This window comes from Methanocorpusculum sp. GPch4 (genome assembly GCF_012062385.1).
In the GTDB taxonomy this organism is placed as follows: Archaea; Halobacteriota; Methanomicrobia; order Methanomicrobiales; family Methanocorpusculaceae; genus Methanocorpusculum; species Methanocorpusculum parvum.
The window spans coordinates 77,029-102,202 of the sequence record NZ_SIJA01000014.1; the positions used below are offsets into that span (position 1 = coordinate 77,029).

30 protein-coding genes are annotated in these 25,174 nt (G+C 52.8%); 20 read left to right on the plus strand and 10 right to left on the minus strand.

Going from position 1 to position 25,174, the window contains the following annotated elements:
- Positions 1–18: 18 nt before the first annotated feature.
- Entirely contained in the window at positions 19–906 is an 888-nt protein-coding gene (gene mmp11, locus EYA77_RS01035; protein ID WP_167815603.1) for a methanogenesis marker protein 11, read from the minus strand.
- 151 nt (positions 907–1,057) lie between these two features.
- Here mmp11 and EYA77_RS01040 point away from each other — a divergent pair, with 151 nt between their 5' ends.
- Genes EYA77_RS01040 through EYA77_RS01050 form a run of 3 tightly spaced genes read left to right on the plus strand, consistent with a single transcriptional unit; the run spans position 1,058 to position 2,938 of the window.
- Entirely contained in the window at positions 1,058–1,291 is a 234-nt protein-coding gene (locus tag EYA77_RS01040; RefSeq protein WP_042696608.1) for a hypothetical protein, read from the plus strand.
- A complete protein-coding gene (locus EYA77_RS01045) occupies positions 1,291–2,094 on the plus strand; it encodes a hypothetical protein (RefSeq protein WP_167815604.1) in 804 nt (267 codons plus the stop codon). The genes EYA77_RS01040 and EYA77_RS01045 overlap by 1 nt, the downstream gene beginning before the upstream one ends.
- The gene (locus EYA77_RS01050) at positions 2,087–2,938 is read left to right on the plus strand and encodes a deoxyribonuclease IV (protein WP_167815605.1); all 852 of its coding nucleotides are present in this window, start codon (positions 2,087–2,089) and stop codon (positions 2,936–2,938) included. Before EYA77_RS01045 ends, EYA77_RS01050 begins: the two co-directional genes overlap by 8 nt.
- A gap of 16 nt (positions 2,939–2,954) precedes the next feature.
- On the opposite strand, the gene EYA77_RS01055 is transcribed toward EYA77_RS01050, so the two are convergent.
- Positions 2,955–3,785, minus strand: a complete 831-nt coding sequence (locus EYA77_RS01055) for a nucleoside 2-deoxyribosyltransferase (RefSeq protein ID WP_167815606.1) — start codon at positions 3,783–3,785, stop codon at positions 2,955–2,957.
- A 48-nt stretch (positions 3,786–3,833) separates the two neighbouring features.
- Between EYA77_RS01055 and EYA77_RS01060 the strand changes: the two genes are divergently transcribed.
- The 4 genes from EYA77_RS01060 to EYA77_RS01075 are packed head-to-tail and all read left to right on the plus strand — an operon-like array spanning position 3,834 to position 5,662.
- Positions 3,834–4,331, plus strand: a complete 498-nt coding sequence (locus tag EYA77_RS01060; protein ID WP_167815674.1) for a DUF367 family protein — start codon at positions 3,834–3,836, stop codon at positions 4,329–4,331.
- Between the two features lie 49 nt (positions 4,332–4,380).
- Positions 4,381–4,842, plus strand: a complete 462-nt coding sequence (locus tag EYA77_RS01065; RefSeq protein ID WP_167815607.1) for a DUF1890 domain-containing protein — start codon at positions 4,381–4,383, stop codon at positions 4,840–4,842.
- Positions 4,821–5,105, plus strand: a complete 285-nt coding sequence (locus EYA77_RS01070) for a DUF1894 domain-containing protein (protein WP_167815608.1) — start codon at positions 4,821–4,823, stop codon at positions 5,103–5,105. The genes EYA77_RS01065 and EYA77_RS01070 overlap by 22 nt, the downstream gene beginning before the upstream one ends.
- Entirely contained in the window at positions 5,105–5,662 is a 558-nt protein-coding gene (locus EYA77_RS01075; RefSeq protein ID WP_167815609.1) for a manganese efflux pump MntP family protein, read from the plus strand. The genes EYA77_RS01070 and EYA77_RS01075 overlap by 1 nt, the downstream gene beginning before the upstream one ends.
- Before the next feature lies 1 nt (position 5,663).
- On the opposite strand, the gene EYA77_RS01080 is transcribed toward EYA77_RS01075, so the two are convergent.
- A complete protein-coding gene (locus EYA77_RS01080) occupies positions 5,664–6,152 on the minus strand; it encodes a hypothetical protein (RefSeq protein ID WP_167815610.1) in 489 nt (162 codons plus the stop codon).
- A 92-nt stretch (positions 6,153–6,244) separates the two neighbouring features.
- On the opposite strand from EYA77_RS01080, the gene hpt reads away from it, so the two are divergent.
- The 5 genes from hpt to fhcD all read left to right on the plus strand — a co-directional run bounded on the left by hpt (position 6,245) and on the right by fhcD (position 10,527).
- Positions 6,245–6,808, plus strand: a complete 564-nt coding sequence (gene hpt / locus EYA77_RS01085) for a hypoxanthine/guanine phosphoribosyltransferase (RefSeq protein ID WP_167815611.1) — start codon at positions 6,245–6,247, stop codon at positions 6,806–6,808.
- A complete protein-coding gene (dph2, locus tag EYA77_RS01090) occupies positions 6,792–7,742 on the plus strand; it encodes a diphthamide biosynthesis enzyme Dph2 (RefSeq protein WP_167815612.1) in 951 nt (316 codons plus the stop codon). The genes hpt and dph2 overlap by 17 nt, the downstream gene beginning before the upstream one ends.
- On the plus strand, positions 7,739–8,341 hold the full coding sequence (locus tag EYA77_RS01095; RefSeq protein ID WP_042696625.1) for an METTL5 family protein: 603 nt from the start codon (positions 7,739–7,741) through the stop codon (positions 8,339–8,341). Before dph2 ends, EYA77_RS01095 begins: the two co-directional genes overlap by 4 nt.
- Complete coding sequence (locus EYA77_RS01100; RefSeq protein WP_042696628.1) at positions 8,338–9,519, plus strand: MFS transporter; 1,182 nt, start codon at positions 8,338–8,340, stop codon at positions 9,517–9,519. The genes EYA77_RS01095 and EYA77_RS01100 overlap by 4 nt, the downstream gene beginning before the upstream one ends.
- Positions 9,520–9,642: 123 nt before the next feature.
- Positions 9,643–10,527, plus strand: a complete 885-nt coding sequence (gene fhcD / locus EYA77_RS01105; protein ID WP_042696630.1) for a formylmethanofuran--tetrahydromethanopterin N-formyltransferase — start codon at positions 9,643–9,645, stop codon at positions 10,525–10,527.
- A 140-nt stretch (positions 10,528–10,667) separates the two neighbouring features.
- On the opposite strand, the gene EYA77_RS01110 is transcribed toward fhcD, so the two are convergent.
- Positions 10,668–11,969, minus strand: a complete 1,302-nt coding sequence (locus EYA77_RS01110) for a PEGA domain-containing protein (RefSeq protein ID WP_042696631.1) — start codon at positions 11,967–11,969, stop codon at positions 10,668–10,670.
- Between the two features lie 51 nt (positions 11,970–12,020).
- A complete protein-coding gene (locus tag EYA77_RS01115) occupies positions 12,021–12,332 on the minus strand; it encodes a YunC family protein (protein WP_052319887.1) in 312 nt (103 codons plus the stop codon).
- Positions 12,333–12,386: 54 nt separating this feature from the next.
- Here EYA77_RS01115 and EYA77_RS01120 point away from each other — a divergent pair, with 54 nt between their 5' ends.
- The 3 genes from EYA77_RS01120 (at position 12,387) to EYA77_RS01130 (ending at position 14,109) form a co-directional block, all read left to right on the plus strand.
- A complete protein-coding gene (locus EYA77_RS01120) occupies positions 12,387–12,860 on the plus strand; it encodes a peptide deformylase (protein ID WP_167815613.1) in 474 nt (157 codons plus the stop codon).
- 61 nt (positions 12,861–12,921) lie between these two features.
- The gene (locus tag EYA77_RS01125; protein ID WP_052319888.1) at positions 12,922–13,221 is read left to right on the plus strand and encodes a ferredoxin-thioredoxin reductase catalytic domain-containing protein; all 300 of its coding nucleotides are present in this window, start codon (positions 12,922–12,924) and stop codon (positions 13,219–13,221) included.
- A gap of 96 nt (positions 13,222–13,317) precedes the next feature.
- Complete coding sequence (locus EYA77_RS01130; RefSeq protein ID WP_042696636.1) at positions 13,318–14,109, plus strand: ABC transporter substrate-binding protein; 792 nt, start codon at positions 13,318–13,320, stop codon at positions 14,107–14,109.
- 112 nt (positions 14,110–14,221) lie between these two features.
- Here the strand turns inward: EYA77_RS01130 and EYA77_RS01135 are convergent, their stop codons facing one another.
- Positions 14,222–14,611, minus strand: coding sequence for an AIR carboxylase family protein (locus EYA77_RS01135; RefSeq protein WP_167815614.1), 390 nt, complete (start codon positions 14,609–14,611; stop codon positions 14,222–14,224).
- 64 nt (positions 14,612–14,675) lie between these two features.
- Here EYA77_RS01135 and EYA77_RS01140 point away from each other — a divergent pair, with 64 nt between their 5' ends.
- The 4 genes from EYA77_RS01140 (at position 14,676) to EYA77_RS01155 (ending at position 20,016) form a co-directional block, all read left to right on the plus strand.
- A complete protein-coding gene (locus EYA77_RS01140; protein ID WP_167815615.1) occupies positions 14,676–15,806 on the plus strand; it encodes an alanine--glyoxylate aminotransferase family protein in 1,131 nt (376 codons plus the stop codon).
- A gap of 59 nt (positions 15,807–15,865) precedes the next feature.
- Positions 15,866–16,996 (plus strand): pyridoxal phosphate-dependent aminotransferase, encoded by a 1,131-nt coding sequence (locus EYA77_RS01145; RefSeq protein ID WP_167815616.1) that lies wholly within the window; start codon positions 15,866–15,868, stop codon positions 16,994–16,996.
- Positions 16,997–17,181: 185 nt separating this feature from the next.
- Positions 17,182–18,837 carry a thermosome subunit alpha gene (thsA, locus tag EYA77_RS01150; RefSeq protein ID WP_167815617.1) on the plus strand — a complete coding sequence of 552 codons (1,656 nt, stop codon included), beginning with the start codon at positions 17,182–17,184 and terminating at the stop codon, positions 18,835–18,837.
- A 108-nt stretch (positions 18,838–18,945) separates the two neighbouring features.
- Complete coding sequence (locus EYA77_RS01155; RefSeq protein ID WP_167815618.1) at positions 18,946–20,016, plus strand: hypothetical protein; 1,071 nt, start codon at positions 18,946–18,948, stop codon at positions 20,014–20,016.
- 362 nt (positions 20,017–20,378) lie between these two features.
- Here the strand turns inward: EYA77_RS01155 and pyrF are convergent, their stop codons facing one another.
- The 4 genes from pyrF to EYA77_RS01175 all read right to left on the minus strand — a co-directional run bounded on the left by pyrF (position 20,379) and on the right by EYA77_RS01175 (position 23,721).
- Positions 20,379–21,017 carry an orotidine-5'-phosphate decarboxylase gene (gene pyrF / locus EYA77_RS01160; RefSeq protein ID WP_042696648.1) on the minus strand — a complete coding sequence of 213 codons (639 nt, stop codon included), beginning with the start codon at positions 21,015–21,017 and terminating at the stop codon, positions 20,379–20,381.
- Complete coding sequence (locus EYA77_RS01165; protein ID WP_042696649.1) at positions 21,018–21,956, minus strand: deoxyhypusine synthase; 939 nt, start codon at positions 21,954–21,956, stop codon at positions 21,018–21,020.
- A 97-nt stretch (positions 21,957–22,053) separates the two neighbouring features.
- The gene (locus EYA77_RS01170) at positions 22,054–22,530 is read right to left on the minus strand and encodes a hypothetical protein (RefSeq protein ID WP_167815619.1); all 477 of its coding nucleotides are present in this window, start codon (positions 22,528–22,530) and stop codon (positions 22,054–22,056) included.
- 273 nt (positions 22,531–22,803) lie between these two features.
- A complete protein-coding gene (locus tag EYA77_RS01175) occupies positions 22,804–23,721 on the minus strand; it encodes a hypothetical protein (RefSeq protein ID WP_167815620.1) in 918 nt (305 codons plus the stop codon).
- Between the two features lie 238 nt (positions 23,722–23,959).
- Between EYA77_RS01175 and EYA77_RS01180 the strand changes: the two genes are divergently transcribed.
- Positions 23,960–25,159, plus strand: coding sequence for an ammonium transporter (locus EYA77_RS01180; protein ID WP_042696654.1), 1,200 nt, complete (start codon positions 23,960–23,962; stop codon positions 25,157–25,159).
- Positions 25,160–25,174 lie beyond the last annotated feature (15 nt).

Genomic DNA, 25,174 nt, shown 5'->3' on the forward strand with positions numbered 1-25,174 from the left:
TAGTCTTCGAGACGCCGGTCATATCAATAGAGCCTCGGCATAATTCGTGTAGAAAGGTATCGCGGCCGCCGCTCCGATGATCCCCCGTCCTTCGATCCTGACATCCAGATGACGGCGGACAGTCGCGAAATCGTCCATCGTCACCTCGCCTGCTTTGACTTTTTTTGCATACGGCAGGATCGCCGACGGATCGAAACCGATGTAGGCACAAAGACCGGTCTCGTCGGAAAGCGTGTATCTCCTGACCAGGGCTTCGAACCGGTCGATGAGTTTCTCAGGTTCCGTCGTGGCAAACTCACAGGCGAGAGCAACACAGTTTTTGGTCCGGTAGGGAACCGGAAAGAGCTGGGTTATCGTGTGGGAGAGATAACGGGAACTGGACGTTTCAACAGCCTTCGAGATGTTATGGGCAAGCGTCCAGGTCGCCCCCTCCTCCGGAGTGTCGGTATCATCCAGACCGATGATGACCCGGGTATATCTCGGCAGATGGATGGTCGATCCGGCAACTTTTCCTCCGCCGCAGACATCGCTTGTATGACGTAAGACTCCGCCGGCGGTCGTCCGGCAGATACTTGCCCCTACACCCCCGCCGCCAAGGCCAAGATACGAGACGGAGATCTCCGAATCGGTTACTTGCGCCCCGCAAATTCCTGCAGGAAAGTAGGAGCCTTCGAGCTGCAGACTGACATCGCCGGTCTCAAGCATAAACCGCTGGGTATTGGAAACGATACGTGAATTTATCACAAGAGGGCTTTTCGCATAATGATTTTTCACCCACATTGCTCCGCCGACACAGTCGAACCTCTCGATGAGTTCAACTGTTTTGCCGTCTTCGGATCCGAGAGCAATGATCTCCGGGTAAGATATGGAATAAGGATTATCTATCGTGCATGGTTCTTCGGTCATAGTGATCATTCATGTTGCTGCCGAAATTTTCGCAAACGAAAATATCGTTAACAAATATGTGTGGCTTGCGGGATATAAGGATTTGTGTTGACCGGGAGAGGTGCCGACTGGATAAAATACTAATCCTCAAAACCCCAAATGAGTAATCATCATGTGGGAATCATTAAAAGAACAGATACAGGAAGTCGGCTGTGCAAAAATGACAGGAGCTGATGCTTCAGCCTACATAAAAAATGATCAGGTCATCTTCGTATATGAAGGAAACAGACTGCCCATACAAACAGCTCCGGAATCGGCCGTAACGATCAGACATATCGGCGGCGGATCGGTCAAACTCACCTACAAATTCATCGAAGTACTGGCAAAAATAGAAAGACCCGAGTGATGATATTTCCTAAAGAGTGTAAATTCGTGGGAAACGCCGCATCTTCCCCCCTCGGCAACAAAGTGTATTTCCTCACAGAATATCTGATCCACCCGACCGAAGGGGGATTTGAGGTCCTGAAAATACAGCCGAAAGACGGGATCGGACTCATGAGAGAGATCGAGTCTGTGGAACTGGTCGCCGGACCAAAGGATATCGCTCTCTGGAGTGATGAAGTCAATACTCATGACAGAGCAGGTCTTGTCAGAAAAGCGCTTTCAACACAGAAGAGGTGCACGATCTTTGGAAAAGAGGACGATCACATGACCTTCATCTGCGATCCCGACCTCTCGACATTTGAAACGGTCCATGTCTTTGACATCACGCCGCCGAACCCGTCTCTTGTCGACACACTCACCGGACTGGAATCGCTCGGATTTTTCGAAACGGAAAACGTTGTCTTTGAACACCACATCAGAGACATCAGCAAACTCGACACGGAAGTCTATCCCTGCAGAGCAGGAGGATTTCCCCACACGCTGGACCGGGACATCCCGCCGAAAGGATCAAGGATCGCCTGCTGCAGGACCGGCAGACAGATCTGTCACGAGAATTACGGGTACGACTTCGAGTTCGAAGACATCTGCCCGATCACCCAGGTAAACAGAGAGCCGTTCATTGCCCGGTGCTGCAGAGCGGAAAACAGCGGGATCGGTATGTACAACGGATACTTCGGCGCAGTCGTCCACTGGGGAGCCAACCCGAAAACGATCGCCGATGCATTTTTTGGCATGATTAAGGAATGGAGAGAACGAAATGATTAAACTTGGATTCCATGTATCGATCGCTGGTTCCCTGCCCCTCGCAGTTTCCCGTGCAGAGGAAAACGGATGCGACACCTTCCAGATATTTACGAGAAGTCCGCGGGTCTGGGCCGCCAAACCGATCGAACCCGCCGTCGCGAAAGCGTTCAAAGATGCATTGACCGTTTCGGGGATCGGCCCCGTCGTTGATCACATGCCCTATCTCCCGAATCCGGCTGCAGAAAAACCCGAGATATATGCAAGATCCATCTTCACGATGACCGAGGAGCTGGACCGCTGTGACCAATTAAAGATCCCCTATCTTGTTACGCATCTTGGCCATCATGGAAAGGAGGACGGACATAAAAAAGGTCAGGAGAAGGTGATCGCAGCGATCGGCCAGGCACTGGACGAGTCCGTTGGTGAAACGATGATCCTGCTCGAAAACACCGCGAACGAAAAAAACACCGTCGGGGGAACATTCCCCGATGTGGGAGTGATCGCAGACGCTCTTTCAAATGAAAAGCGGATCGGATTTTGTTTTGACACCTGTCATGCTGCAGCTGCCGGCTATGATCTCAAAGGGCACGGAGCGGAAACAGTATTCGGCTGGTTCAACGATGAAGCCGGACGCCTCGACCGGCTCAAAGTCATCCATCTCAACGACATGAAAGGAGGCGTCGGCTCCCACCTCGACAGGCACGAACATCTCGGGCTCGGTTACCTCGGGGAAGAGACGATCCGTGATGTCCTGACGTTTCCAAAAATCTCGCACTGCGCATTCATTATGGAAACGCCGTCCGACGAGATCAGGACCGATAAAGACAATATGGCCGTCGCCCGACGGCTTGCCGTGTCATCCTGACCTATGCAGAAAAAATTCAGGGAAGCGTCTGAAAACTCAGTGCCGATCTGAGTTCTTCGACGCTCGAGACGACTTCTGCCCCTGATTCAAGCATGAGATTCACCCGCTCATTCCCGCTGAGCCGCCGGAAATCCGTTCTGAGAGCGATCACCCGCTTCCCGCAGGCAAATGCATACCCCATCTCCCAGGAAGTACCCGAATCCACATCAGACCCGTCGATGACCCCGACAACGATATCCGCTTTTTTCAGTTCAGAGATATTTTTATCATAGATCATCCGCTCACGATCCTCTCCTCTCGCCTCTGCAGTATCGTCAAACTCTTGGGGAAGATACACGGAAAAGAAATTCTTTCGAAGAACTTCGGCAAGGTATGTATTATACCGGCGTTCACCCTCCGAAAAGAGCGGTGACGCCAGATAGATCCGGTATCGTGCAAAAACACGGGCGTCTACGACGGGAAACCCGGAGAATCTCTTTAGAAAAACACCAGGGCCGGCTGACTTCTCATTCGTGAAATAGGTCGTCGTCACCCCGCAGGTCGGCGATGAGTTCACGCCGAGGATACAGAGAGGCTCACCCTTCACCGAGATGATATCCCTCACCTCCTGCTCTAACCGGTCGAGCAGAGCAGAAAACTCCGGAGTATCCAGACGTTCTGAAAATGAACCCGGCGGTCTGGGGGTCCCAAGATACAGCGTCTCCGGACATGGCAGAGGAACAAGTTCGATCCCAAACTCCCCGCACCGCTTTCTGCACCGCAAAAAAACCTCACGGTCCTCATCCGTCGTAATACCGTCTGCACGAAGATTTTCATTGAGTACACAGGGTGAAGCGAGGATAAACATGAGTATAGTATTTGTAGCATGAAGACATAAATAAAGACCATGAGCATGCTGATCTCCCTGATTGCATTCCGTGACAACTCCTGCGATCCGAAAAAATGCACCGTGAAAAAACTGGAAAAGTTCGGGATGATCAACGTCGTCAAAAAGATCACGCAGGTTCCAAAGACCACGCTCCTCCTCGACCCCACAGCCGAATACGTCATCTCCCCGGCCGATAAAAAATGGGTCACATCCATCACCGCGCTCGACTGCTCCTGGGTGGTCCTTGACACGACCAACTTAAATCCATGGAAAAACCGGCGTGCCCTGCCGTTTCTGGTCGCCGCAAACCCGGTGAACTTTGGAAAACCCTTCACCCTGACATCCGTGGAAGCGCTCGCGGCAGCTCTTGTTATCCTCGGAGAACAAGATCAGGCTGTACGTATTCTGGAAAAATTCAACTGGGGTCTAAACTTTCTTAAACTCAACGAAGAGCCCCTGGAAGAGTATGCCAACGCAAAAGACAGCGCAGAAATGCTGAAAATACAGAGTGAATACATCGCATAATCACCTGAACAAATAGTTAATACCCTCGCAAAACAGATGAATAGCTACTATGGGAGAGGTGCTCATTTTAATCGGCTGTCCCCAGATCCCTGTCCAGTCTCCGCTTGTACTTTACATTGCGGACTTTCTTCAGGATGCGGGACACCGCCCGGTCGTTGCGGCGAATCCGTCAGCTAAGCAGCTTATTAAAACCAGCGATCCGAAAAGTCACTATGTTGCGGAATACAAAGACGTGGATAAGACCATCGGAGAGCTGGCTGGCGGGACAATCTCGTATCCGCTGATCATTTCCCTGATCCACAATGATGCAGGACTCACGTACACGGCAACAACGTCCGCGGTAGCTCCCAAAGCTCTTCTCATTTCGGTTCTTTTCGGAGAACACGCGTATGATCTCGCGGAAGAGATAGAATATCCAACAGAAAAGGTCGTGGCTCCGGTGACGCACAACACCCGGCCGCTTCTCACAAAATTAGACGAGGTACTCGAATGGGCTGTCTTGAAAATATGAACTACGAGATCCTGGGTCGAAACTGCAGTTTCAAAGAAGCCCGGGAGATCATCAGAACGAACAGCAAGGAGAAATACGAAGTCGCCCCGGGATTCAAACTGCTGGAAAAAGCCCTGATCGGAGTCCCGCCGCTCATCATCGGGATCGCCAATGAAAAGCTCATTTACGCGTACACAAAACCCTGCCACGGAACGTTTGTCGTAGTCGTCGAAGATCCGGAAGGGGTCGAGCATGTGCGCAGGAACGGAAAACCTGTCCAGTAATGGCTGAACTTCTTCTCTCCTCCCTTTTGATCGCGGTCGGTCTTGCGATGGATTCGTTCTCCGTATCGCTCGCCGGCGGCGCATCACTCAAAGAAAATATTGGAAAAACGGCAGTGACCGCCGGTCTGTTTTTCGGATTTTTCCAGTTTGCGATGCCGATCCTTGGATGGGCGGTCGGGGTCCCGATCAACGGGATGATCGATCCGTTCGGCTACTGGATCGTGGTCGGTCTGTTCTTCTTTATCGGCGGGAAAATGATTTGGGACAGTCTTTTTGGAAAAGAAGACGGCGTGAGTCTTGTCGGCTGGAAAGTTCTGCTCCTTTTAGCCGTCGCGACAAGCATCGACGCCCTCGCCGTCGGAATCAGTTTTGCTTTGATCGGAGAAGCGATCCTTCTCCCGGCGGTGATCATCGGTGTGGTCGCCTTTGTGTTTTCCTTTTTCGGGGTCTTTGCGGGTCACAAACTCAGCAGTATCCTCGGAAACAAAATGCAGATCTTCGGAGGGATCATCCTCGTTTTGATCGGCATAAAATTCTTTATCGAATACTGTCTCTGAATCAGACGAGCCCTAAAAGTTCGGCGATCCGTTCGGCCGATGCCTGTATCCGCTCCCCGGCACCGTCGAAGTCGACCGAATCAAGCGCAGCCTGGGCCCCCTGATTTGTGACAGGCATAGTCAAAATCTGGTGCAGAAAATCATCCGGATCGTCAGGAGAGATCTCATCGAGCGAGGGGACGAACCCGAGATCGAGAAGAGACGACGTGTTCGTGGAGTTGACGGAGGAAAGCGTGGTCATGAGATCCTCAGCCTCGTTTTGTGTTATCCCCTCTTTGGTGAAGGTGAATCCGAAAAGTTCCACCTTCATGTCGAACTTCTCCGTCACCGATCCGTTTGACAAAAGATTCTCCGTCACCGGCGTGAGATAAATATGCCCGACCGTCTCATTTCCCATAACGATGTCGGTCGTCTGTGTCCCAAGACCGATACAGCCGGCACTCAAAACGATCATCACTGCAAACAGAAGGACAGCCGGAATATATTTCATTGAAAGAGCATTAGCGGCACAAAGAGAAAAAACCTTGTCCGCAGGCGGGCCCCGGCGTTAGACGTATTTGTAAGAAACGTCAACATATACACATGCTTGAAATCCTCAAAGAGTCCCTGCTGACCTGCCCGATGGTCAAAAGGGAAAAAGACGGGGTCGTCTATAATTATTTCATCAATCCGATAACAGACGGCATCCCGGCGGTCACCGCGGAACTTCTCCGCGATGTCACGGCCGCGATGCTGAAATCACTCGATCTGAAAAATGTCGATAAGATCGTGGTCTCCGAGGCAATGGGGATCCATATAGGGACGGCGCTGACTCTGGCAACAGGCATTCCCTTCGTCGTTATCAGAAAAAGAGAGTACCGTCTGCCCGGCGAAGTCGTCATCGGTCAGGAAACCGGATACTCCAAAGGGAACCTCTATATGAATTGTGTAAATAAAGGCGACCGTGTCGTGATCATTGACGATGTCATCAGTACCGGTGGGACGATCAAAGGGATCCTTCCTGCGCTGAAGATCGCCGGAGCAGAGTTAGTTGATATCCTTTTTGTTGTCAACAGAGGATCTCCCGACATCGGCATTCCCTACAAAACGCTTGTAACGATCGATGTTGATGAAAACGGTGTGAAGATCATTGATTCAGCTTTCTGAAGTTATTACCCAGCTGAAAAGCCGGAACGCGAAACGGGTCGCCGTCCAGCTGCCCGAAGGTTTGAAGCGAAAAGCTGCGGAGATCTCGGCAACGCTGAAAAACGAGGGATTTGAGGTCCTCATCAGCGGAGATGCCTGCTGGGGAGCCTGCGATCTGAGTCTGGATGCTTTGGAATGGGCAGATGTTCTCGTCCATGTCGGACACACCCCTGTCACCACGGAAAAAAACGTCATCTATCTCCCGTTCCAGCAGGACATCCCTCTGGAGATCCTCGAGTCAGCCGTGCCTCAACTCAGGCAGTACACATCAGTAGGTATAACGACCACGATCCAGCATGCCCATCAGACAAAAGCGATCTGCAAATGGCTCAAAGATCACGGAGTGAACGCCGTTATCGGAACGGGATCCTCGAGGACGCCTCTCGAAGGTCAGGTTCTTGGATGTACGTATGCTTCGGCAAAAAATGCAAAAGCAGAAGCATATCTGTTCATCGGCACCGGCGTTTTTCATGCGATCGGCGTATCGCTCGCTACGAAAAAACCGACCTTTGCCCTTGACCCGTTCGCCGACGGGATCCTGCAGGAGGTCTCTGCCGACCGACTCTTGCGAAAACGTTTCGCCCAGATCGAAAAGGCGAAGAGTGCGAAGACCTTCGGGATCCTGCTCTCTTCCAAGTCAGGACAGGGACGCCGCGAGCTGGCTGAACGGCTTGCCGGTCTCCACGAAAACGCCGTGATCATTCTGATCCGGGAAATCTCCGAGATGCAGCTGAGAAATCTCGGCTTCGATGCCTATGTGAACACAGCGTGCCCGAGACTTGCCTTAGACGACCAGAGCAGATTTCCCATGCCGGTCCTCTCCCCCTCTGAGTTTGAGATCGTTCTTGGAAAACGCTCCTGGGACGAGTACGCCATAGATGAAATTTTACCATGAAACTCAGACAACTTGAGATGTGTCTGCAGAAGATACAGGGATTTCGTTCGCCGAAAGCAGATATCGAACAGTACATGACCCCTGCCCCGCTTGCCGCAAGGCTTCTGCACGAAGCAGCGCTCGCCGGTGATATATGCGAAATGAAGGTCGTTGATCTCGGCTGCGGAACAGGGATGCTTTCGATCGGAGCGGCGCTTCTCGGTGCAGAGGTCACCGGCATCGATATAGATGAAGCGGCCCTGAAAATCGCCAGAAAAAATGCCGAAGCATTCGGGGTCGATATCGAATGGATCAGAATGCGGATCGACGAGACCGCAAAACCCCTTGCGGCAGACACGGTGATCATGAACCCCCCGTTTGGCGCACAAAAAGAGCATGCCGACCGGCCGTTCATCGACTTCGCTCTCCTGACGGCGCCGGTCTGTTACGGGATCTTCAACAAAGGCAGTATCCCGTTCCTTGAAGCATACACAAAAAATACCGCCGTCATCACCGCAAAAACAGCAGCTCTGCTGAATATCCCAAAACAATTCGCCTTCCACACACAGGAAAATCTGGAGATCCCTGTTGAGATCGTCCGATTAGAACGGATAGCATGAACGATACTACAAAACGCATAGCAGGCCTTGCCGCCGGCCACGGGGCAGTGGACTTTTACATCCCGGTGATCCCGGCGATACTGCCGGCACTGATCCCTCTGTTCACCGAACAGGGCATCACATCCTATGCAATGGCAGGATGCCTGTTTACCCTCCTGACCCTGACGATGGTCATTTTCCAGCCATTGACCGGCTGGATGATCGATAAGGGACGCTGGGTCCCGGGTCTCTCCTGGTGCATCCTGATGACGGGTTTTGCCGTCGCTCTCTTCGGGATCACCCAGAACTACTGGGTCCTTTTGATCATGGCAGTGATCACCGGGGCCGGAAACTCCATGTTTCACCCGAATGCCTATCAGCAGATCCATCAGTTCACCACATCGGCAAACCGGGGAACGTTCCTTTCCCTGTTCTCGGTAGGCGGATCATTCGGATACGGAGCTGCACCCCTCATCACCGGAGCTTTATTTGCCTGGGGAGGATTTCCTGCACTCATCTGGCTCGTGATTCCGGCGGTCGGAGTAGCCGTTTTGCTGAGAAAACATCAGCAGAAACCGGCGGTCCTGCCGCAAAGATCCGCGGATAACGGAGGGGTAAAACCGAAATGGAGACATGCCGCTTTGGTTCTCGGGATAAGTTCGCTTAGGACCTGGGTCTATTACGGATTCCTTGCCTTTGCTGCCGTGTATCTAACGAAATACGCTGGCGTCGATTATCTTCTGGCGACCGGGGTCGTCAGCTGCATGATCTTTGCCGGAATGTTCGGCACCCTTATTGCCGGCCCGCTTTCTGACAAGATCGGGCGAAAGGAGGTCATGTTCGCCGCCTACATCGGAGCAACGATCGCCTACTTCGGGATATTTTTCCTGTCAGGCATCGGCTCGGTCATCTCTCTTGTCATCGCCGGATTTTTTATGATGGCAACTGCTTCCGTGGAAATCGCGACGGTCCAGGAACTTATGCCCGGCAGCGTCGGCCTTGCATCCGGGATCATGATCGGTATTCCCCAGGGGCTTGCCGCGGTTTCGATCATGGTGATCGGGATCATGGCAGACACCGTCGGGATGCCGGCAGCACTTTTCACCCAGGTCTGGCTTATTGCGGCCGCCGTCATTTTGTGTGCTGCCCTTCCCTATCCGCTCAAACTGCTCAGCCCTTCCCGCAGAAAAGCTGAATAGATCAGGACGGGATCCCAACACTCCTTTTTTCCGGCTGAAAATGCATTATCCCGGCCCGGGGACACGGGGCTTTTCGCATCCAACCCGCAAACGCTATTTACCCCAATGCCCAATTCATATAATATGGAATTCAACGGTGTAATTCTTGAAGACACATATGCAGAAGGCTTCCCGGTGTGGGCTGCCCGTGTTATCATCACTGCAGTAACGAAAGAATGGGCATACAAAGCCGCAACCGAAGCAACCGGTTTTGCGACCTCGACGATCGGATGTCCCTGCGAAGCAGGAATCGAACGGTTCGTTCCGGCCTCCGAGACCCCTGACAACCGCCCCGGATATGCGGTCATGTTCTGCTGCGGAAAGAAAGCACTGAAAGAACAGGTCCTCGAGCGTATCGCAGAGTGTGTTTTAACAGCACCTACGACCGCAGTTTTTAATGGAAAAGCAGGTCTTGAAGAGATCATCCCCGTCAAACTCCACTTCTTCGGCGACGGATATGAGTCCAAGGTCGTTGTCGGCGGCATCAACTGCTGGTCGATCCCGATCATGGGCGGAGACTTCATCATCGAAGAAGAAGTCGGCGCAATCAAAGGCGTTGCCGGCGGAAACTTCCTGATCATGGGCGACTCCCAGATGTCTGCCCTTATTGCAGCACAGGCGGCAGTTGACGCGATCAGCTGTGTTCCCGGAACCATCACCCCGTTCCCCGGAGGAGTTGTCTCATCCGGTTCCAAGGTCGGCTCCAACAAATACAAGTTCATGGGCGCATCCACCAACGAAAAGTTCTGCCCCACGATCCGCGAGAAGGTCCCGGATACCGAGATCCCCGAAGGTGTCAAGGCAGTCTACGAGATCGTCATCGACGGTGTCTCCGAAGCAGCAGTAAATGAAGCAATGAAAGCAGGTGTCCAGGCAGCATGCAGAGTTCCGGGTGTCGTCAAGATCACCGCAGGAAACTACGGCGGAAACCTCGGTCCCTTTAAGTTCCACTTAAAGGACTGCATCTAACTTTTTTTAGTATTATATTAGCGCTAACGCCCAACTCTTTGTCGTAGCCGGTTTTCATCGAAGAAAGGCGATGGAATCATATATCGCATCGTTGGCAAAAAGAGACTGCTAAAAAAAGAGTTGGTCCAGGAACCGGAAAATTAACGGCGTCTTGCAGCCAGTACAACTCCGCAGGCGCCAAGTCCGGCAAGGATCCCGATAAAGGGTGCCGGCGACGAGGTCGGAGTCGGGACAACGGACTGGGACATCACAACCGTTCTCTCAACCGTCTGGCCGGTAGAAACGGTGATCGTCTCTGACCAGTCTTTATATCCGCCGTGCTGAAGAAGCACGGTGTGGGAACCTGTGGCGAGATCGTTCAGCGTGAGCGGCGTATAGCCTCTGAAGACATTATCGACATACACATCCGAGCCTGACGGATCTGAAGTGATATGCAGAGAACCGGTCGTCACGACCGGCGTTACCGGATTCATCGTCACGGAAAACGTTCTGGTCTCGCCTGAGCTCAGAACAAATGACGACGAGTAGGTGGCGTATCCGTCAAGTTTCAGCATAAGCGTGTGGGATGTTCCGGAAGTGAACGGGCCGGCCTGCATGTAATTCGGGTTCGACGGGCTGGAGTACTGGGTGTTTCCCACATACCCGCCGTCAATGTATACAGCAGCTCCGGAAGGATAGGAAGCCACCTGGATGTAGGCGTCCGCACTCTTCTGGAGATTTGCCGAGACCGACGTCGTCGAGCCTGTGTAGACAGAAGACGTGGTCGAGTAGGACGTATAACCTGCTTTCTTCACCATGACCTGATAGGTTCCCGGGTTCAGACCGATCGTAAACGGCGTATCGCCTTTGTAGACACCGTTGATGTACACGTCCGCATTCGGCGGGCTGGAGTAGACATACAGATACCCGTAGGTGACCGACGGATTTAAGGACGCAGAGACATACGCGGTCTGACCGGCAGTCACGGAGGTTGAGCCTGTCCATGAATCATACCCGGACTTATCCATACGAACACTGTGCGAACCCGCAGACACCGAAACCGTCACCGGACTCGTTCCCTTGTAGATGCCGTCAACATAGACATTGGCTCCCGAGGGACTCGAAGAGACAGAAAGGTACCCGGTCGTCTGGATCGGAGTCAAAACAGCATTGACCTGGATATAATCATCTTTTGCCGGGATCCCGGCATCATAATAATAATCATAATACCCGTTCTTCGAAACGGTTATGTAATGATGCGTAGGAGTGCCGGTCGTGTAGACGATAAAACTGTCAGGCGTAGTGATCTTGTCTCCCGTTGCCGAATCAGTGGCCGTGGCCCCGGAAGGAGACGACGTTACATAAATGGTCGCCGTATCCGAACCTATCGCTGCCGAGACCGGCAGACAAAGAAGGGAAAGGGCAGCCAAAACCGCAAGTAATGCGAGAATAGATGTTCTCATAGATAATACAACGGATTGATTGCTAAAAAATCTTTGCTCCATGCAGGGATTTCAGGAACAAAAACGCATAAGTGCATCATACCCGCTCATCCCGATCCTGACACCGGCTTTCTCTGCTGACTCTGTCATATCAACGATTTTTCCGGCAAGAAGCTCTTCGAGGGTTGAAACGCCGGTGATCCTCGCGGCCGGTATCCCGAGTTTATCAAATGTCTTCATATCGAAAAATCCGCAGCCGATGAATCCTCCGGCAGTCTTGATAAAAATCAGATTCGACCGCGGGACCGGCAGACAAAAACCCTCGAACTCTTTTCCGTTCACAACGCCCGATGCATGCCCCGGGTGGTCATACGCTAACTCCATACCTATCTATTGGCAATCACAACACTAAAACGATTCCAGAGAGAAAAGAATCATATGATTCGCGAGATACGAAAATACGGAGACCCTGTACTCTTTCAGCAGGCGGAAACGGTCGAAAAGTTCGGGGAAGAAGAGCTCGGCATTCTGACGGATATGTGGGACACCATGATCCAGAACAGATGCGTCGGCCTTTCAGCCCCCCAGATAGGCGTGTCAAAACGTCTGTTCATCGTAAACGTCGGCGGAGTAACAATCAAAGGAGCCAACCCCGAAGTCCTCAAAGAGGGAACGCTGGTTGAAGAGATGGAAGGAAGTCCGTGCATTCCGGGAGTCCAGCGGCCGGTCCGGCGGCCGGGAAAGATCATCTGCAGATATCTCGACATTTCAGGCCAGGTCATCGAAACCGAACTCAAAGGAGTGGCCGCCCGGGCATTTCTGCATGAAAAGGATCATCATGACGGGATCCTCTTTCTCGACCACTTAAAACCGATACAGAAACGCATGATCCAAAAATCCCTGGAACCATAAGTGTGCCGCCTCACTAGCCGCAAACCAAACCCTGATAACTTTTGAGAGGGAATATCTGCTGATGAATCTTATTCCCACCCGCGACGAGATACGCGAAGTCGCCGAGCAGATACGACCGTCGATCGAGAAGGTCGCCGTAAAAAAAGGCTGGGCGCTCAATGATAACAAAGATATCACTAATTCAACGATCGAAGGAATAGCCAGAAACAAACTCGTGTACGGAAAACGGTTCTGTCCCTGCCGTATCCCGACCGGGGACGCCGAGGCCGATAAAATATACCTATGCCCGTGCAGGGACTCCGCAGCAGATATCGAAGCGTTTGGTCACTGTCATTGTTATCTGTACTTCAAAAAAGAATAACATGTAACTACTCTTTCACACACTTTTGAAAATCATTCTGAAATTCCTGCGCCCGGGAAGCAAGTGATTTATAGAAGAAACAGAAATGATTAACAGATGGATAGAAAAGTGTTTTTAGGGGCGATCATAGCCCTTCTTGTGGTGGCTGCTGTTTTAACGGCAGGCTGTGTCGGCACTCAGTCCGAGAAAAAAACCTATATCGTCGGTATCGACGGGGACTACCCGCCGTACTCCTACGTTGATGAAAGCGGCAAATTCGCCGGATTCGATGTTGAATCGATCCGGTGGATCGCAGAGCAGGAAGGCTTCAATGTCGAGATCAAGGCAGTCGCCTGGGACGGAATCATTCCGGCACTCCTTGGAAACAAGATCGATATGGTCTACTCCGGAATGACGATCACTCCGGCCCGTGCAGCTCAGGTAACCTTCTCCAAACCCTACTGGAGCGTTGATCAGGGTGTCGCCGTAAAGAAAGGCTCTGCTGTCACGATGGACCAGTTCAAGGCAGGAGACGTCACGATCGGTGTGCAGAGAAGCTGTTCGGCAGATCAGTACATCCAGAGCGATGACTTCTTTGGCCAGGCAAAGTACGACCAGATGGTAAAAGACGGAAAGATCAAACTCTATGATACCTTCCCCCAGTCGATGGTCGCTCTGGAAAACGGTCTCGTGCAGACGGTCATCTTCGATGATGTAAACATCAAAGACTACATCAAAGCAAAAGATGCGATCATCATTCTCGGAACCATTCCGACCGGTGAAGAGTATGGTGTGGCTATGAGAAACGGTGATACCGAACTCCACACGCTCATCAACAACGGACTCACCAAACTGATGGCTTCCGAGAAATGGAACGAGCTTCTCGCCAAGTACATCATCGAAGCATAAGTGTGAAAACCAGCTGCCAAAAACCGGCAGCCTCTTTTTTATAATCTGACCGACATGAAATCGTCCCGTGTCACTGTGTAAAAATCAGCACCGGCAGAGCCGCCAAAAAAAATTAGTTTTTCCCAAGGATCCTTGCCGCGAAATGTCCGGCATTCTCCCCGCCGTCCACCGCCATACAGGCGACCGGGACCCCTTTTGGCATCTGGGCGATCGAAAGAAGAGCGTCCAGCCCGCCGGCGATCTTCCCGGAGACCGGGACACCGATCACCGGTTTTTTCGTCCTCGCCGCGACAACACCCGGGAGAGCCGCCGACATCCCCGCGATACAGATGAACACCAAAGCATCCGAAGACTTCACGTAAGCATCCAGCTTATCGGCATCGCGGTGAGCGGAGATGAACTGAACATCGAAGGAAATATTGTATGATTGAAGAACGGTCGTTGCCTTATCAACGATCGACTGGTCCGAAACGGAACCGGCTATAACTGCGACTTCTGGCATCTGATAAAACCTCTATGGAATTAGTATATGTATGTCTATTCTCATATATGTAACAGACTTTCCCATGTATAAAGAAACTCTGCTCATGATGCCCGGTCCCGTTCCGATGCCGGAAACGGTTCGAAATGCAATGACGAAACAGGCGATCAACCACCGAAGCAAAGAGTTCGGCGACTGCTACGCAGATATCGTTCGGACCCTCAAACCCGTCTTCGGCACCGAAAACGACATGCTCGTCCTCTCCGGATCCGGAACCGCGGGACAGGAAGCCGCCATCGGTTCGTTTGCCAAAGGCAAAAAGATCGTCTCCCTCGTCAACGGAAAGTTCGGCGAACGCCTCGGTCTCATCTCCAAACTCTACGGCGAAACGACCATGATCGAGTCCGAATGGGGACACGCCCTGGATCTCGAAGCCCTCAAACAGGAACTGGAAAACGGCGCCGAAGTCGTGACCCTCGTACATAACGAGACGTCCGCCGCGATCCTCAACCCGGCCGAAGAAGTCGGAAAACTCGCCCGGAAATACGACGCTCTCTTCATCCTCGACGCGATCACCTCGATCGGCGGAGACACCGTAAAGGCAGATGCATGGGGAGCCGACGTAACGATCGTCGGAAGCCAGAAATGTCTTGCAGCCCCTGCAGGACTTGCCGCCGTTTCCGTTTCACAAAGAGCCTGGGACAGACTTTCCGAAAACAGACCCTTCTACCTCGACTTAAAGAAAGCAAAGAAATCCGCCGACGGCAGCCCGATGGAAACACCGACCACACCGGCCGTCCCCTTATTCCTTGCACTGCGCGAAGCCTGCAGACTCATTGAAGAAGAGGGACTCGAAAACAGGATCGCACGCCACCACAAAATGTCCGGCGCCGTTCGGGCTGCCGGGGAAGCATGGGGACTTTCCCTCGTTCCCCAGGTCGATACTCTGCACAAAGCCTCGAACACCGTCACCGGATTCTTCTATCCCGAAGGCGTCGAGGATGCAAAGATCCGCGGAGCCTGCAAAAAGATGGGCATCGAGTTCGCCGGAGGCCAGGACAGATTCAAAGGCAAGATCTTCCGGATCGGCAATATGGGTATCATCGATACACCCGAGATCATCGCGACCGTTGCCGCCGTCCAGATGTGCTTCAAAAAAGCCGGGTACAAACTCGAAGGTGACGGACTTTCCGCAGCCGTCGATTTCTTATCCTAATCCCTTTTTTTCAGGCCAACATCTTTCCTTAAATATCTTGCAGAACAGACATAGAAGGTATGTTGCCTCTTTCAGAAAACATCGCTGCAGTCCCCCCGTCCGCAACGATGGCGATGAACAACCGTTCAAAAGAGATGATCTCAAACGGTATAGATGTCATCAGCCTCGCGGTCGGCGAACCTGACTTCGCTACGCCCGCACACATCACCAAGGCCGCAATCGACGCCTTACACCGGGGCGAGACCCACTATGCTCCTTCCCGCGGAATCCCCGCTCTGACCAGAGCGATAGCTGAAAAACTCAATACAGAAAACCATATACCGACCGCCCAGAACCGGATCCTTTGTACAAGCGGCGCCAAAGACGCGATAAGGATCACAATGACGGCATGCCTGAATCCCGGCGATGAAGTCATCATCCTCGACCCGGCATGGGTCTCCTATGATCCCTGTGTCACCATCGCCCGGGGAAAACCGGTCCATCACTCTCTCAACGATAATTTCCAGGTCGATGAATCCCTCTACGAAAAAATCACCGATAAAACCAAGATGATCATCGTCAACACGCCGTCGAACCCAACCGGTTCGATCCTCGGGCGGTCATCGCTCAGGATCCTTGCAGATGCTTGCATCGATCACGACCTCTACTGTCTTTCTGACGAGATCTATGAAAAACTCATCTACGGCCAGGAACATGTGTCGATGGGATCCCTGCCGGACATGGACGAACGCACGATCACCATCAACGGATTTTCCAAAGCCTACGCAATGACCGGATGGAGACTCGGTTATATCTCAGCTCCGGAAACCGTTATCCCGTACATGGACAAAGTCATGCAGCATTCGGTTGGAAACGTCAATACCTTTGCCATGTGGGGGGGCGTCGCTGCTCTCACCGGGGATCAGACCTGTGTTGAGTCCATGCGAAAAGAGTTCGAGGCGCGGAAAAAATATGTCATCGGCAGACTTGCCGGGATGGGGCTCAAAACCGCTCCGGCAGACGGAGCATTCTACGCATTCATCAACTGCGGAGGAGACGACGGAGCAACGGCCAACCTTTGGCTGGACAAAGCCCACGTCGCCGCCACCCCGGGATTTGCTTTCGGAGCTCCGGGCTGGATCCGCATCTCCTATGCTGCTTCCATGGAACGGCTGGAAGAGGCGCTCGACCGTATCGAATCCGTCCTCTGATCAGCAGAACCCTCTTCTTCTCCCCAATTTTTCTTCGGCGCGTACCGGGTGTCCTGCATACAGTCAGGAAGATAGGGCCCGAAAACATCGCCGATGACCGTCAAAAATAATCATGTTTATATAGAACCACTAAACAACATATTCCATACATTACTCTGTCAAAACAGGGTATAGGTGATTATACTATGTCAGCACAACTTGGCGGACAGCCAATTTTTATCCTCAAAGAAGGAGGAAACCGTACTCGCGGACGGGATGCACAGAGCATGAACATCGCAGCGGCAAAAGCCGTCGCCGGAGCCGTAAGATCGACTCTTGGTCCGAAGGGAATGGACAAGATGCTCGTCGACACCATCGGAGATGTTGTCATCACTAATGACGGTGTCACCATCCTCAAAGAGATGGACATCGAACACCCGGCAGCAAAGATGATGGTCGAGATCGCAAAGACCCAGGACGATGAAGTCGGCGACGGAACCACTACCGCAGTCATCATTGCAGGCGAACTCTTAAAGAAAGCTGAAGAGCTTCTCGAGATGGACATCCACCCGACCGTTATCACTCTCGGATACAGACAGGCAGCAGAGAAAGCACAGGAGCTTCTCAAGACCATCGCGATCGATGTCAAAGCAAAAGACACCGCGATCCTTGCAAAGATCGCCGGAACCGCGATGACCGGCAAGAACGCAGAATCCTCCAAGGACAAACTCTGTGACCTTATCGTTCGCGCTATTACCCTCGTTGCAGACGCCGACGGAACAGTCGACACTGAAAACGTCAAGGTCGAGAAGCGTGTCGGCGGCTCGATCGACGAGTCCGAGATCATCGAAGGCATGATCATCGACAAGGAACGTGTCCACCCGGGCATGCCCAAATCCGTGAAGAATGCAAAGATCCTTCTGCTCAACGCAGCCGTTGAATACAAGAAGACCGAAGTCGACGCAGAGATCTCCATCACGTCCCCAGATCAGCTCCAGATGTTCCTCGATGAAGAAGAACGCATGATCAAAGGCATCGTCGAGAAGATCAAAGCATCCGGCGCAAACGTCCTCTTCTGTCAGAAAGGTATCGACGACATCGCTCAGCACTACCTCTCCAAAGCAGGCATCTTCGCAACCCGCCGTGTAAAGAAATCCGATATGGAAAAACTTGCACGCGCAACCGGCGCAGCACTCATCTCCTCCATCGACGCGATCTCTGCAGACGAACTCGGTATTGCCGGCATCGTCGAGGAACGCAAAGTCGGCGGCGAAGAGATGATCTTCGTTGAGAAGTGCAAGAACCCCAAAGCAGTCTCCATCATCATCAAAGGCGGAACCGACCACGTTGTTGACGAGCTCGGCCGTGCACTCGAAGATGCGCTCCGTGTCGTTGCCTGTGTCGTTGAAGACAAGAAAGTCGTCGCCGGCGGAGGCGCTCCTGAAGTTGAGCTCTCCCTCAGACTCCGCGAATACGCAGCGACCCAGGGCGGACGTATCCAGCTCGCCATCGAAGCATTCGCAGGCGCACTGGAAATCATCCCGAGAACCCTTGCAGAAAACGCAGGTCTCGACCCGATCGACAAACTCGTTGAGCTCCGTGCAGCACACGAGAAAGGACACAAGACCTACGGTCTCGATGTCTTCGACGGCAAAGCAGTCGATATGTGGGAAGCAGGCGTCGTTGAGCCGCTCCGCGTAAAGACCCAGGCAATCTCCTCAGCGGCAGAAGCCGCCGTCATGATCCTCAGGATCGATGACGTCATCGCATCCGCGAAGTCGGCCGGTCCATCACCCGAAGAGATGGCCGCGATGGGCGGAGGCATGGGCGGAATGGGCGGCATGCCCCCGGGAATGATGTAAAGGCAGAAATGCCCCGGGAGAATTCTCCCTCATCTTTTTTTTCGATCATTCACGAACTTTAACTATTTTCAAACGCTAATGGTATAGTAATATCAGAGGAATTTTTCCGTGCGTCACGAAGTATTGTATCAGTATGATCTCCCGATCGAGATCCTGGATGACATTCCGCGGACCGAAGAGGTCCTGAATGTGATATACGCACGGAGTAAGGATAAATTTCTGATCCCTATCCTGCTGACCCGCCTTCGCATGCTTTGGGGATACCCTGAGCGTCAGACGGTGTACCGGATCTATGAGATGAACTATATCGATCTGCTGGAGGCGTCAGTCCGGGTGCCTGCTGCGGTCGCGCCGACTCTTACGCTGAAAACGGTGAATAACGATAAGTATGTTTTCCATAATCTCAAGAATTCTGTGGAGGAGCTGAGGGCTGCTCTGCTGACGCTGCGGGAGATGATGAATATGAAGGCGGGAAACAACTGGGAGATCGCGGCGAAACATAATCTGCTTACAGAAGAGTATCTGGTACGGCAGAGCGTGCATAAGCCGGCGGAGGGGACCGGGGAGGATGATGTTTTTGAGGAGGAGCCCCCGGCGGGATCCCGTGCCGGCAAGTCGGCGGAGAGTCTGTTTGCTGATCTTGCGGAAAGGAACGGCGCCGGAGATGCGTTTTTCGAGGAGAGGGGAGGTCAGACGGGAAAGGAGATCGAGGAAGCCAAGGCGGCCTGGGTCTCGCGGATGGTGGAGTCGGTCTCTCCCAAGCCGGAGCCGGTAAAGAAGGCAGATGAACCGGTGAATGATGTGATCGTGTTCGAGAAGGATTCGGGGAAGATGGACGATCAGTGGCATGATGAGGGGAAAGGGGATGCGATGATCCTGCCGGGAGGACGGACCCGGGTCGGGGGCGGGCGGTATAAGCATCTTGCGAACGAATCTATGGGTCTGCCGGAGGATGATGACTCGGTAGTGTATGTTTCGAAGACGGTGAGGCCGGATATCCAGAGACCCCCGGCGGCAAGACCCGTTTCGCCGGTAACGCTGGAGCCGCGTGAGGGGCTGGATGATGAGGCGATCGATAAGTCCCTTGAGGCGCTGAAGTATCTGCGGGAGAACGGGATCATCACCGAGGATGAGTATAAGAAACGGTGTCTGGGACTTTTTAAGAGGACCGGGTTGTAAATAAATAGCGGGTTGCTCCGAAGGGGCGGTCTTAGCGGAGGCGGCCCGGTCCGTCGGACCGGGCTCGGCTGAGCAAGTTTTCGAAGGAAACTTGCGATCAAGTCAATAGACTTGCGAGCAAACCGAAGGTTTGCGACAGCGGATACAGCGAAATTCTAAAAATCAGGCGGAGTATAGCTGGGTGTGGAGACAAGAGAAAAACCAACCGCGCCGATTCAAGCAAGCGAAACGATTCGGAGAGCAGATCTCTGATTTACGGTTTGCAGTTGATTTTATCTAAGGTTTCCACACACAGCCTTACACTTTCCGGATTTGATCCAGTCCAACACAACAGATATCCTGCGTAAAAAAAAAGAAAAAGATCAGAGTGCCCGCACACGGAACTCGTGCGCTGCTTTCCCCGGATCTGCTGATTCGTAGATGGCACGGCCGACGATGATCCCGTCAACATACTTTTTTACATCTTCCGGCTGTGCTCCCTGAGCTCCTACGCCGGGCGAGTAGATCTTCATCGAACCGCCGATGACCGACCGCAGCACAGCCGTCCGGTCAGGACGCGTGGCGGGGGCGATGATCCCGTCGGCCCCTGACTCCTTTGCCATCTTCGCCATTCGTTCGGCATTTGCCCCGCTCAGAAAATCAAGAGCTCCCGGGTGACTCATCTCGCAGACCACAAAGGCGCTTCCCCCGTGATCGTGGGCCCCGTCCACGATCGCCTGGAGAGAATCCGACCCGCAGAATGCATGGGTGATGATCCCGGAACATCCTGCAGCAAACACCTCTTCGCAGATAAGGGCGTTGGTGTTTGGGATGTCGGCAACTTTGAAATCGGCAATGATCGGGATGTTTGCTTTGGCAAGCTCCTTCACGATGCCAAGACCGGTCGAAAGGACCAGAGGGTAGCCGATCTTAATCGCATCCAGCTCCCCTTCGCAGGCCAGAGCGACGCGGGCTGCTTCTTCTCTCCCCTTCACGTCAAGAGCGAGCAGAAGTTCAGCCATTTATTTTCTCTCCAGCCGTTCCAGGGCGGCGGCCGCAAGGATCGGGAGTGTTATTGTGGCATCGCCGTATACGGTAACGCCTGTCCCTCCTTCCCCGATCTTACCCCAGGACTTTGCCTCGTCAAGGGTCGCTCCGGAAAGTCCGCCAAGGTCGGGGCGATCTCCGGTGAGCTGGATAACGTAGGTGAAGTCATTTGGCGTCATCAGCATGCTCTGGAGCGTGAAGTTCTTCGGGACGCCTCCGCCGACCAAAACCGCGCCGGCCTTTTTGACGTTGAAGACCTGATTCATCAGAACATGCATATCGCCGATCGCGTCGAGGATCGTCTTTTTGTGGAACTGGGAGAACATCCAGTACTGGAGACCAAGGACCGAGTCCTGAAACGCCGGGCAGTAGACGGGGACGTCATGTTTTGCTGCCGTTGCAAGAATTCCCGTGTCGAGCTGTTCACCGATCGTTTTCAAAAGGCTGCTGATCGTGACCGGCGCTTCGGGAAGTCCGCAGTAGACGTCCTGAATAAACTCTTCCAGATCCTCGAACGCATCATTCGGCAGAAAGACATCGTAGATCCGGTTTACTTCATCGTTTCTGAGTTCGACATCATCGCACTCGGCTTTACCGTGGTAGTGGTGGCAGCCGATCGCCTCGATAACGTCATGGGTGAGGTTTGCGCCCGTTGAGGTCAGCACATCGATGTGACCTTTTTCTATCAGAGTCGAGACGATCCCTCCCATTCCCGCCGGGACCATGGCTCCGGAAAGAGCGAAGAATTTGGTCATGTCAGGATCAGAAAGCATCTTTTCATAGACTTCTACTGCGTGGAAGAGACTTCCTCCGTTGTATGCTCCTGCTTTTCCCATCTCACAGACGAGTTCATTTACGGTCATGTCGCCGCGCGGGATAAACTGCTTGACCTGGGTGCTACAATGTTTATGCATGATTTTGACCTTTTGCTGGATAAGGTTGGGCGGGTATCACCATATAAGTATGTCTTGTTTTTTGCGGGGAAAGGAGGGAGGGGCAACGGATGATCCGTCACACACAATTCAGTTTCGAACAGCGGATCGACGTGACCGACCCGTCGGAAAAAACGCCTTTCATAGAGACATCCCGCTCCCCGGCAACCCCGCGGGCGGCTCCCGAAAATGTACAGGTATTATTGACAACTGCCTGCCTGGCCTCCTGATCCGAAAGCCTCACTCCTTCGATACAGATGATGACCTCGGTAAGATCCGCTGCATCCTCCCCGCAGGCGATAAAAACAACCACATCCTCGCCGACAACCGAAACCTGGGCTCCCACATCCTTTTTCAGCATAGGATTCTCTACAAACAGATTGGTCCCAAGCATTCCGGTACTCGCCAGACCCAGTATGATCACTATGAGCAGAGCTATCAGAATGATCGTCGCAGACGTCAGGGTCTTTCCTTTCCTGATTCTGGATCCGGGCCGTTTCTGCATAATACTGCCGTACTCTTCCCCGCAGCTGTCCTTTAGGACCTGCGCCGCCAATTAAGACATCCATTCGCCGGATCTATCACACCAACGGGTTTTTCTGCCGAACCAAAGCCCGGGCTCAACCGAGAATGCACTAAACCGTTATACAATCTACCAATGGAAATCAGAATGTATTAATCTTTCCGTCAGGGTAAAATCATGTAAAACAAAGAAAGAGACACAACGCCAAAAAAATATAAAAAAAATGCTCACAGAACAAATGGTGAGGGCAGCAGTATCCACACTGCTTTGTACTCCACATCCCCCACCTAACAGTATTATATGACGTTAACTGCTTTTAATCTTACCGTCTTTCCCTGAGAGAACACCCTGTTTTCTCAGGTCTGAGACGACTCCGGACAGATACTCGGCTGAAATATCATAGGAAATGACATCATCCGTCCCTTCAAGCGGAAACGCCGGGGCATCGAACGCGGCAAGCAGTTCGGCCTCGCTCTGCTTTCCTTCTGAAACGAGGGCATGGATCCGGGCGATCAAAGCCTGTTTGAAAAAGACCGCGTCCACAAACCGGGCAGCTTCGTCGTCTTCAACATCCATATTATCCAGAAGCTCGGCCAGATCCTCGATATCGGAAACGAACAGAAGCTCGGCGCCGGCGGTTATGATATACGCCGTCGCAGATGAGGTCCGGATATGGCTGCTGACCCCGGCCTCGTTCAGATCGTCTTCCATAACCCCGCTGAAGTCCGTGTAGGCATACATAACCCGGAGCTCGTTTGGATCCTTGATGTCAAGAAGCGTGTAGCATTCGTTTTCCTCTGAGACTTCCAGAAGCTCGTTATCCTCCAGGGTCCCAAGGATCATCAGTGCGTTCATGAACTTGTCGGACGCCTGTTTCTGCACATCCTCACCCATCGCATCGATGGATTCAGCCTGCGCGAGAAGCTGCGAAGGCGTTGCTTCCGTCAGGGAATCCCCGGGTTTGTGCGATGCGAAAAACTCTTCCAGGGTTTTTCTGCGTGTAAGAAGGTCTGATTTCAGTTCATCCAGATCGGCATCCTTTTCACGCGCCCCGATCAGCTCGATGAGATGCAGAATCGACGCGATCGTGCCCTCAAAATACGGCGTGCCCGAAAAGCTGTGTTCTACAGATATCCGTGACGGACATCCCTTTTCCCGGAGATACTTCTGAAATGCGGCCGCATCTTCCCGGGAATAAAAGGTGATTTTCTCTTCCAGTGTCATCTGGGTATCTGGTATGTCCTCTAAATGGTTATTAATTCTGTGTCAGTGTGACACTTGTTAACATGGAGCATATAATTTTATATCAGGAGCGCCTATAATAAAAATGCACATCAACACCACATAAAATCCGGAAATACAGTTTGGTCTCCGGGCGTGGTGAAGAGCCACGACGGGTCGGGGGCGGGACTGTTTTTTCGGGTTATTTGTATTTGGTTGTGCTGATTTAGGTGAATCACTCATGGATCTTGATACTGGTGCAACAGCCTGGGTTCTCATTTCAGCAGCATTAGTGTTGATGATGGTTCCCGCAGTCGGGCTGTTCTATGGCGGAATGGTAAGGAAGAAAAACGTCATCTCAACGATGATGCTTTCATTTACGGCACTTGCCCTTGGAATCGTTCAGTGGATCATCATCGGCTACTCGCTTGCCTTCGGCGGCGATGTGGGCGGCGTGATCGGCTGGTCTCTGGAGTATGTCGGTCTTTCGGGGATCCCGCTTGACGGCGTGACAAACGGGATACCTGATGTTCTGTTCGTCTGTTTCCAGATGATGTTTGCCTGTCTGGCACTGGCGATCCTGACATCAGGTATCGTCGGACGGGTGAAGATGTCGTCCTACATAGTCTTCGGTCTTCTTTGGCTGACACTGGTCTACGCTCCTCTTGCCCACTGGGCGTGGGGAGGGGGATGGGCAGCACAGCTCGGAGCCCTTGATTTTGCCGGAGGAACAGTCGTTCACATCAGTTCAGGATTTGCAGCGCTCGCGCTTGCTTTGGTGATAGGGAAGCGGATCGGCTACGGAAAACACATGTTCTCTCCGCACAACATTCCAATGACGCTTATCGGCGGAATGTTTCTGATCGTCGGCTGGTTCGGGTTCAACGCAGGGTCCGCCCTTGCGGCAAATGAACTCGCTGCAAGTGCGTTTCTCGTTACAGCTGCCTCAGCCGCCACCGGTGCTCTGACATGGATGGCCCTTTCCTGGAAGAGCGGAAAGCCGAGTTCGCTTGGATTTATCTCCGGTGCCCTGGCCGGTTTGGTCGGGATCACTCCGGCGGCCGGATATGTGAACGTGGTCGGCGCGATGCTGATCGGTGTTCTGACAGCGATCGTCTGTTACGCGGCTCTTACCTTCAGGATCAAGAAGGGGCTCGACGAGTCTCTCGATGCCTGGGCGATCCACGGTATGGGCGGCTTCGCCGGCGCAGTTCTGACAGGGGTCTTTGCCGTTTCCGCGATCTGCGGGGTCGGAGGACTTCTTGAAGGAAACATACAGCAGTTTGGCATTCAGGTCCTTGACGCGGTGATCGCAATGGTCTACGCCTTTGGACTGACATTTGTCCTTGGATGGATCATCAACAAGACGATGGGTCTCCGGGTCACGGAGGATGAGGAGTACATCGGTATGGACCTTGCCCAGCACGGTGAACAGGCATAAGCACAAAAGAGGTTT

What these genes read in the sequence shown, in the direction of transcription:
- mmp11 (WP_167815603.1), bottom strand. Translation starts at nt 906, where the DNA reads ATGACCGAAGAACCATGCACGATAGATAATCCTTATTCCATATCTTAC.
- fhcD (WP_042696630.1), top strand. Translation starts at nt 9,643, where the DNA reads ATGGAATTCAACGGTGTAATTCTTGAAGACACATATGCAGAAGGCTTC.
- EYA77_RS01130 (WP_042696636.1), top strand. Translation starts at nt 13,318, where the DNA reads ATGGATAGAAAAGTGTTTTTAGGGGCGATCATAGCCCTTCTTGTGGTG.
- EYA77_RS01040 (WP_042696608.1), top strand. Translation starts at nt 1,058, where the DNA reads ATGTGGGAATCATTAAAAGAACAGATACAGGAAGTCGGCTGTGCAAAA.
- EYA77_RS01065 (WP_167815607.1), top strand. Translation starts at nt 4,381, where the DNA reads ATGGGAGAGGTGCTCATTTTAATCGGCTGTCCCCAGATCCCTGTCCAG.
- hpt (WP_167815611.1), top strand. Translation starts at nt 6,245, where the DNA reads ATGCTTGAAATCCTCAAAGAGTCCCTGCTGACCTGCCCGATGGTCAAA.
- EYA77_RS01145 (WP_167815616.1), top strand. Translation starts at nt 15,866, where the DNA reads ATGTTGCCTCTTTCAGAAAACATCGCTGCAGTCCCCCCGTCCGCAACG.
- EYA77_RS01045 (WP_167815604.1), top strand. Translation starts at nt 1,291, where the DNA reads ATGATATTTCCTAAAGAGTGTAAATTCGTGGGAAACGCCGCATCTTCC.
- EYA77_RS01055 (WP_167815606.1), bottom strand. Translation starts at nt 3,785, where the DNA reads ATGTTTATCCTCGCTTCACCCTGTGTACTCAATGAAAATCTTCGTGCA.
- thsA (WP_167815617.1), top strand. Translation starts at nt 17,182, where the DNA reads ATGTCAGCACAACTTGGCGGACAGCCAATTTTTATCCTCAAAGAAGGA.
- EYA77_RS01175 (WP_167815620.1), bottom strand. Translation starts at nt 23,721, where the DNA reads ATGACACTGGAAGAGAAAATCACCTTTTATTCCCGGGAAGATGCGGCC.
- EYA77_RS01140 (WP_167815615.1), top strand. Translation starts at nt 14,676, where the DNA reads ATGTATAAAGAAACTCTGCTCATGATGCCCGGTCCCGTTCCGATGCCG.
- EYA77_RS01075 (WP_167815609.1), top strand. Translation starts at nt 5,105, where the DNA reads ATGGCTGAACTTCTTCTCTCCTCCCTTTTGATCGCGGTCGGTCTTGCG.
- EYA77_RS01100 (WP_042696628.1), top strand. Translation starts at nt 8,338, where the DNA reads ATGAACGATACTACAAAACGCATAGCAGGCCTTGCCGCCGGCCACGGG.
- EYA77_RS01180 (WP_042696654.1), top strand. Translation starts at nt 23,960, where the DNA reads ATGGATCTTGATACTGGTGCAACAGCCTGGGTTCTCATTTCAGCAGCA.
- EYA77_RS01080 (WP_167815610.1), bottom strand. Translation starts at nt 6,152, where the DNA reads ATGAAATATATTCCGGCTGTCCTTCTGTTTGCAGTGATGATCGTTTTG.
- EYA77_RS01115 (WP_052319887.1), bottom strand. Translation starts at nt 12,332, where the DNA reads ATGGAGTTAGCGTATGACCACCCGGGGCATGCATCGGGCGTTGTGAAC.
- EYA77_RS01070 (WP_167815608.1), top strand. Translation starts at nt 4,821, where the DNA reads ATGGGCTGTCTTGAAAATATGAACTACGAGATCCTGGGTCGAAACTGC.
- pyrF (WP_042696648.1), bottom strand. Translation starts at nt 21,017, where the DNA reads ATGGCTGAACTTCTGCTCGCTCTTGACGTGAAGGGGAGAGAAGAAGCA.
- EYA77_RS01120 (WP_167815613.1), top strand. Translation starts at nt 12,387, where the DNA reads ATGATTCGCGAGATACGAAAATACGGAGACCCTGTACTCTTTCAGCAG.
- EYA77_RS01050 (WP_167815605.1), top strand. Translation starts at nt 2,087, where the DNA reads ATGATTAAACTTGGATTCCATGTATCGATCGCTGGTTCCCTGCCCCTC.
- EYA77_RS01125 (WP_052319888.1), top strand. Translation starts at nt 12,922, where the DNA reads ATGAATCTTATTCCCACCCGCGACGAGATACGCGAAGTCGCCGAGCAG.
- EYA77_RS01135 (WP_167815614.1), bottom strand. Translation starts at nt 14,611, where the DNA reads ATGCCAGAAGTCGCAGTTATAGCCGGTTCCGTTTCGGACCAGTCGATC.
- EYA77_RS01165 (WP_042696649.1), bottom strand. Translation starts at nt 21,956, where the DNA reads ATGCATAAACATTGTAGCACCCAGGTCAAGCAGTTTATCCCGCGCGGC.
- EYA77_RS01095 (WP_042696625.1), top strand. Translation starts at nt 7,739, where the DNA reads ATGAAACTCAGACAACTTGAGATGTGTCTGCAGAAGATACAGGGATTT.
- EYA77_RS01110 (WP_042696631.1), bottom strand. Translation starts at nt 11,969, where the DNA reads ATGAGAACATCTATTCTCGCATTACTTGCGGTTTTGGCTGCCCTTTCC.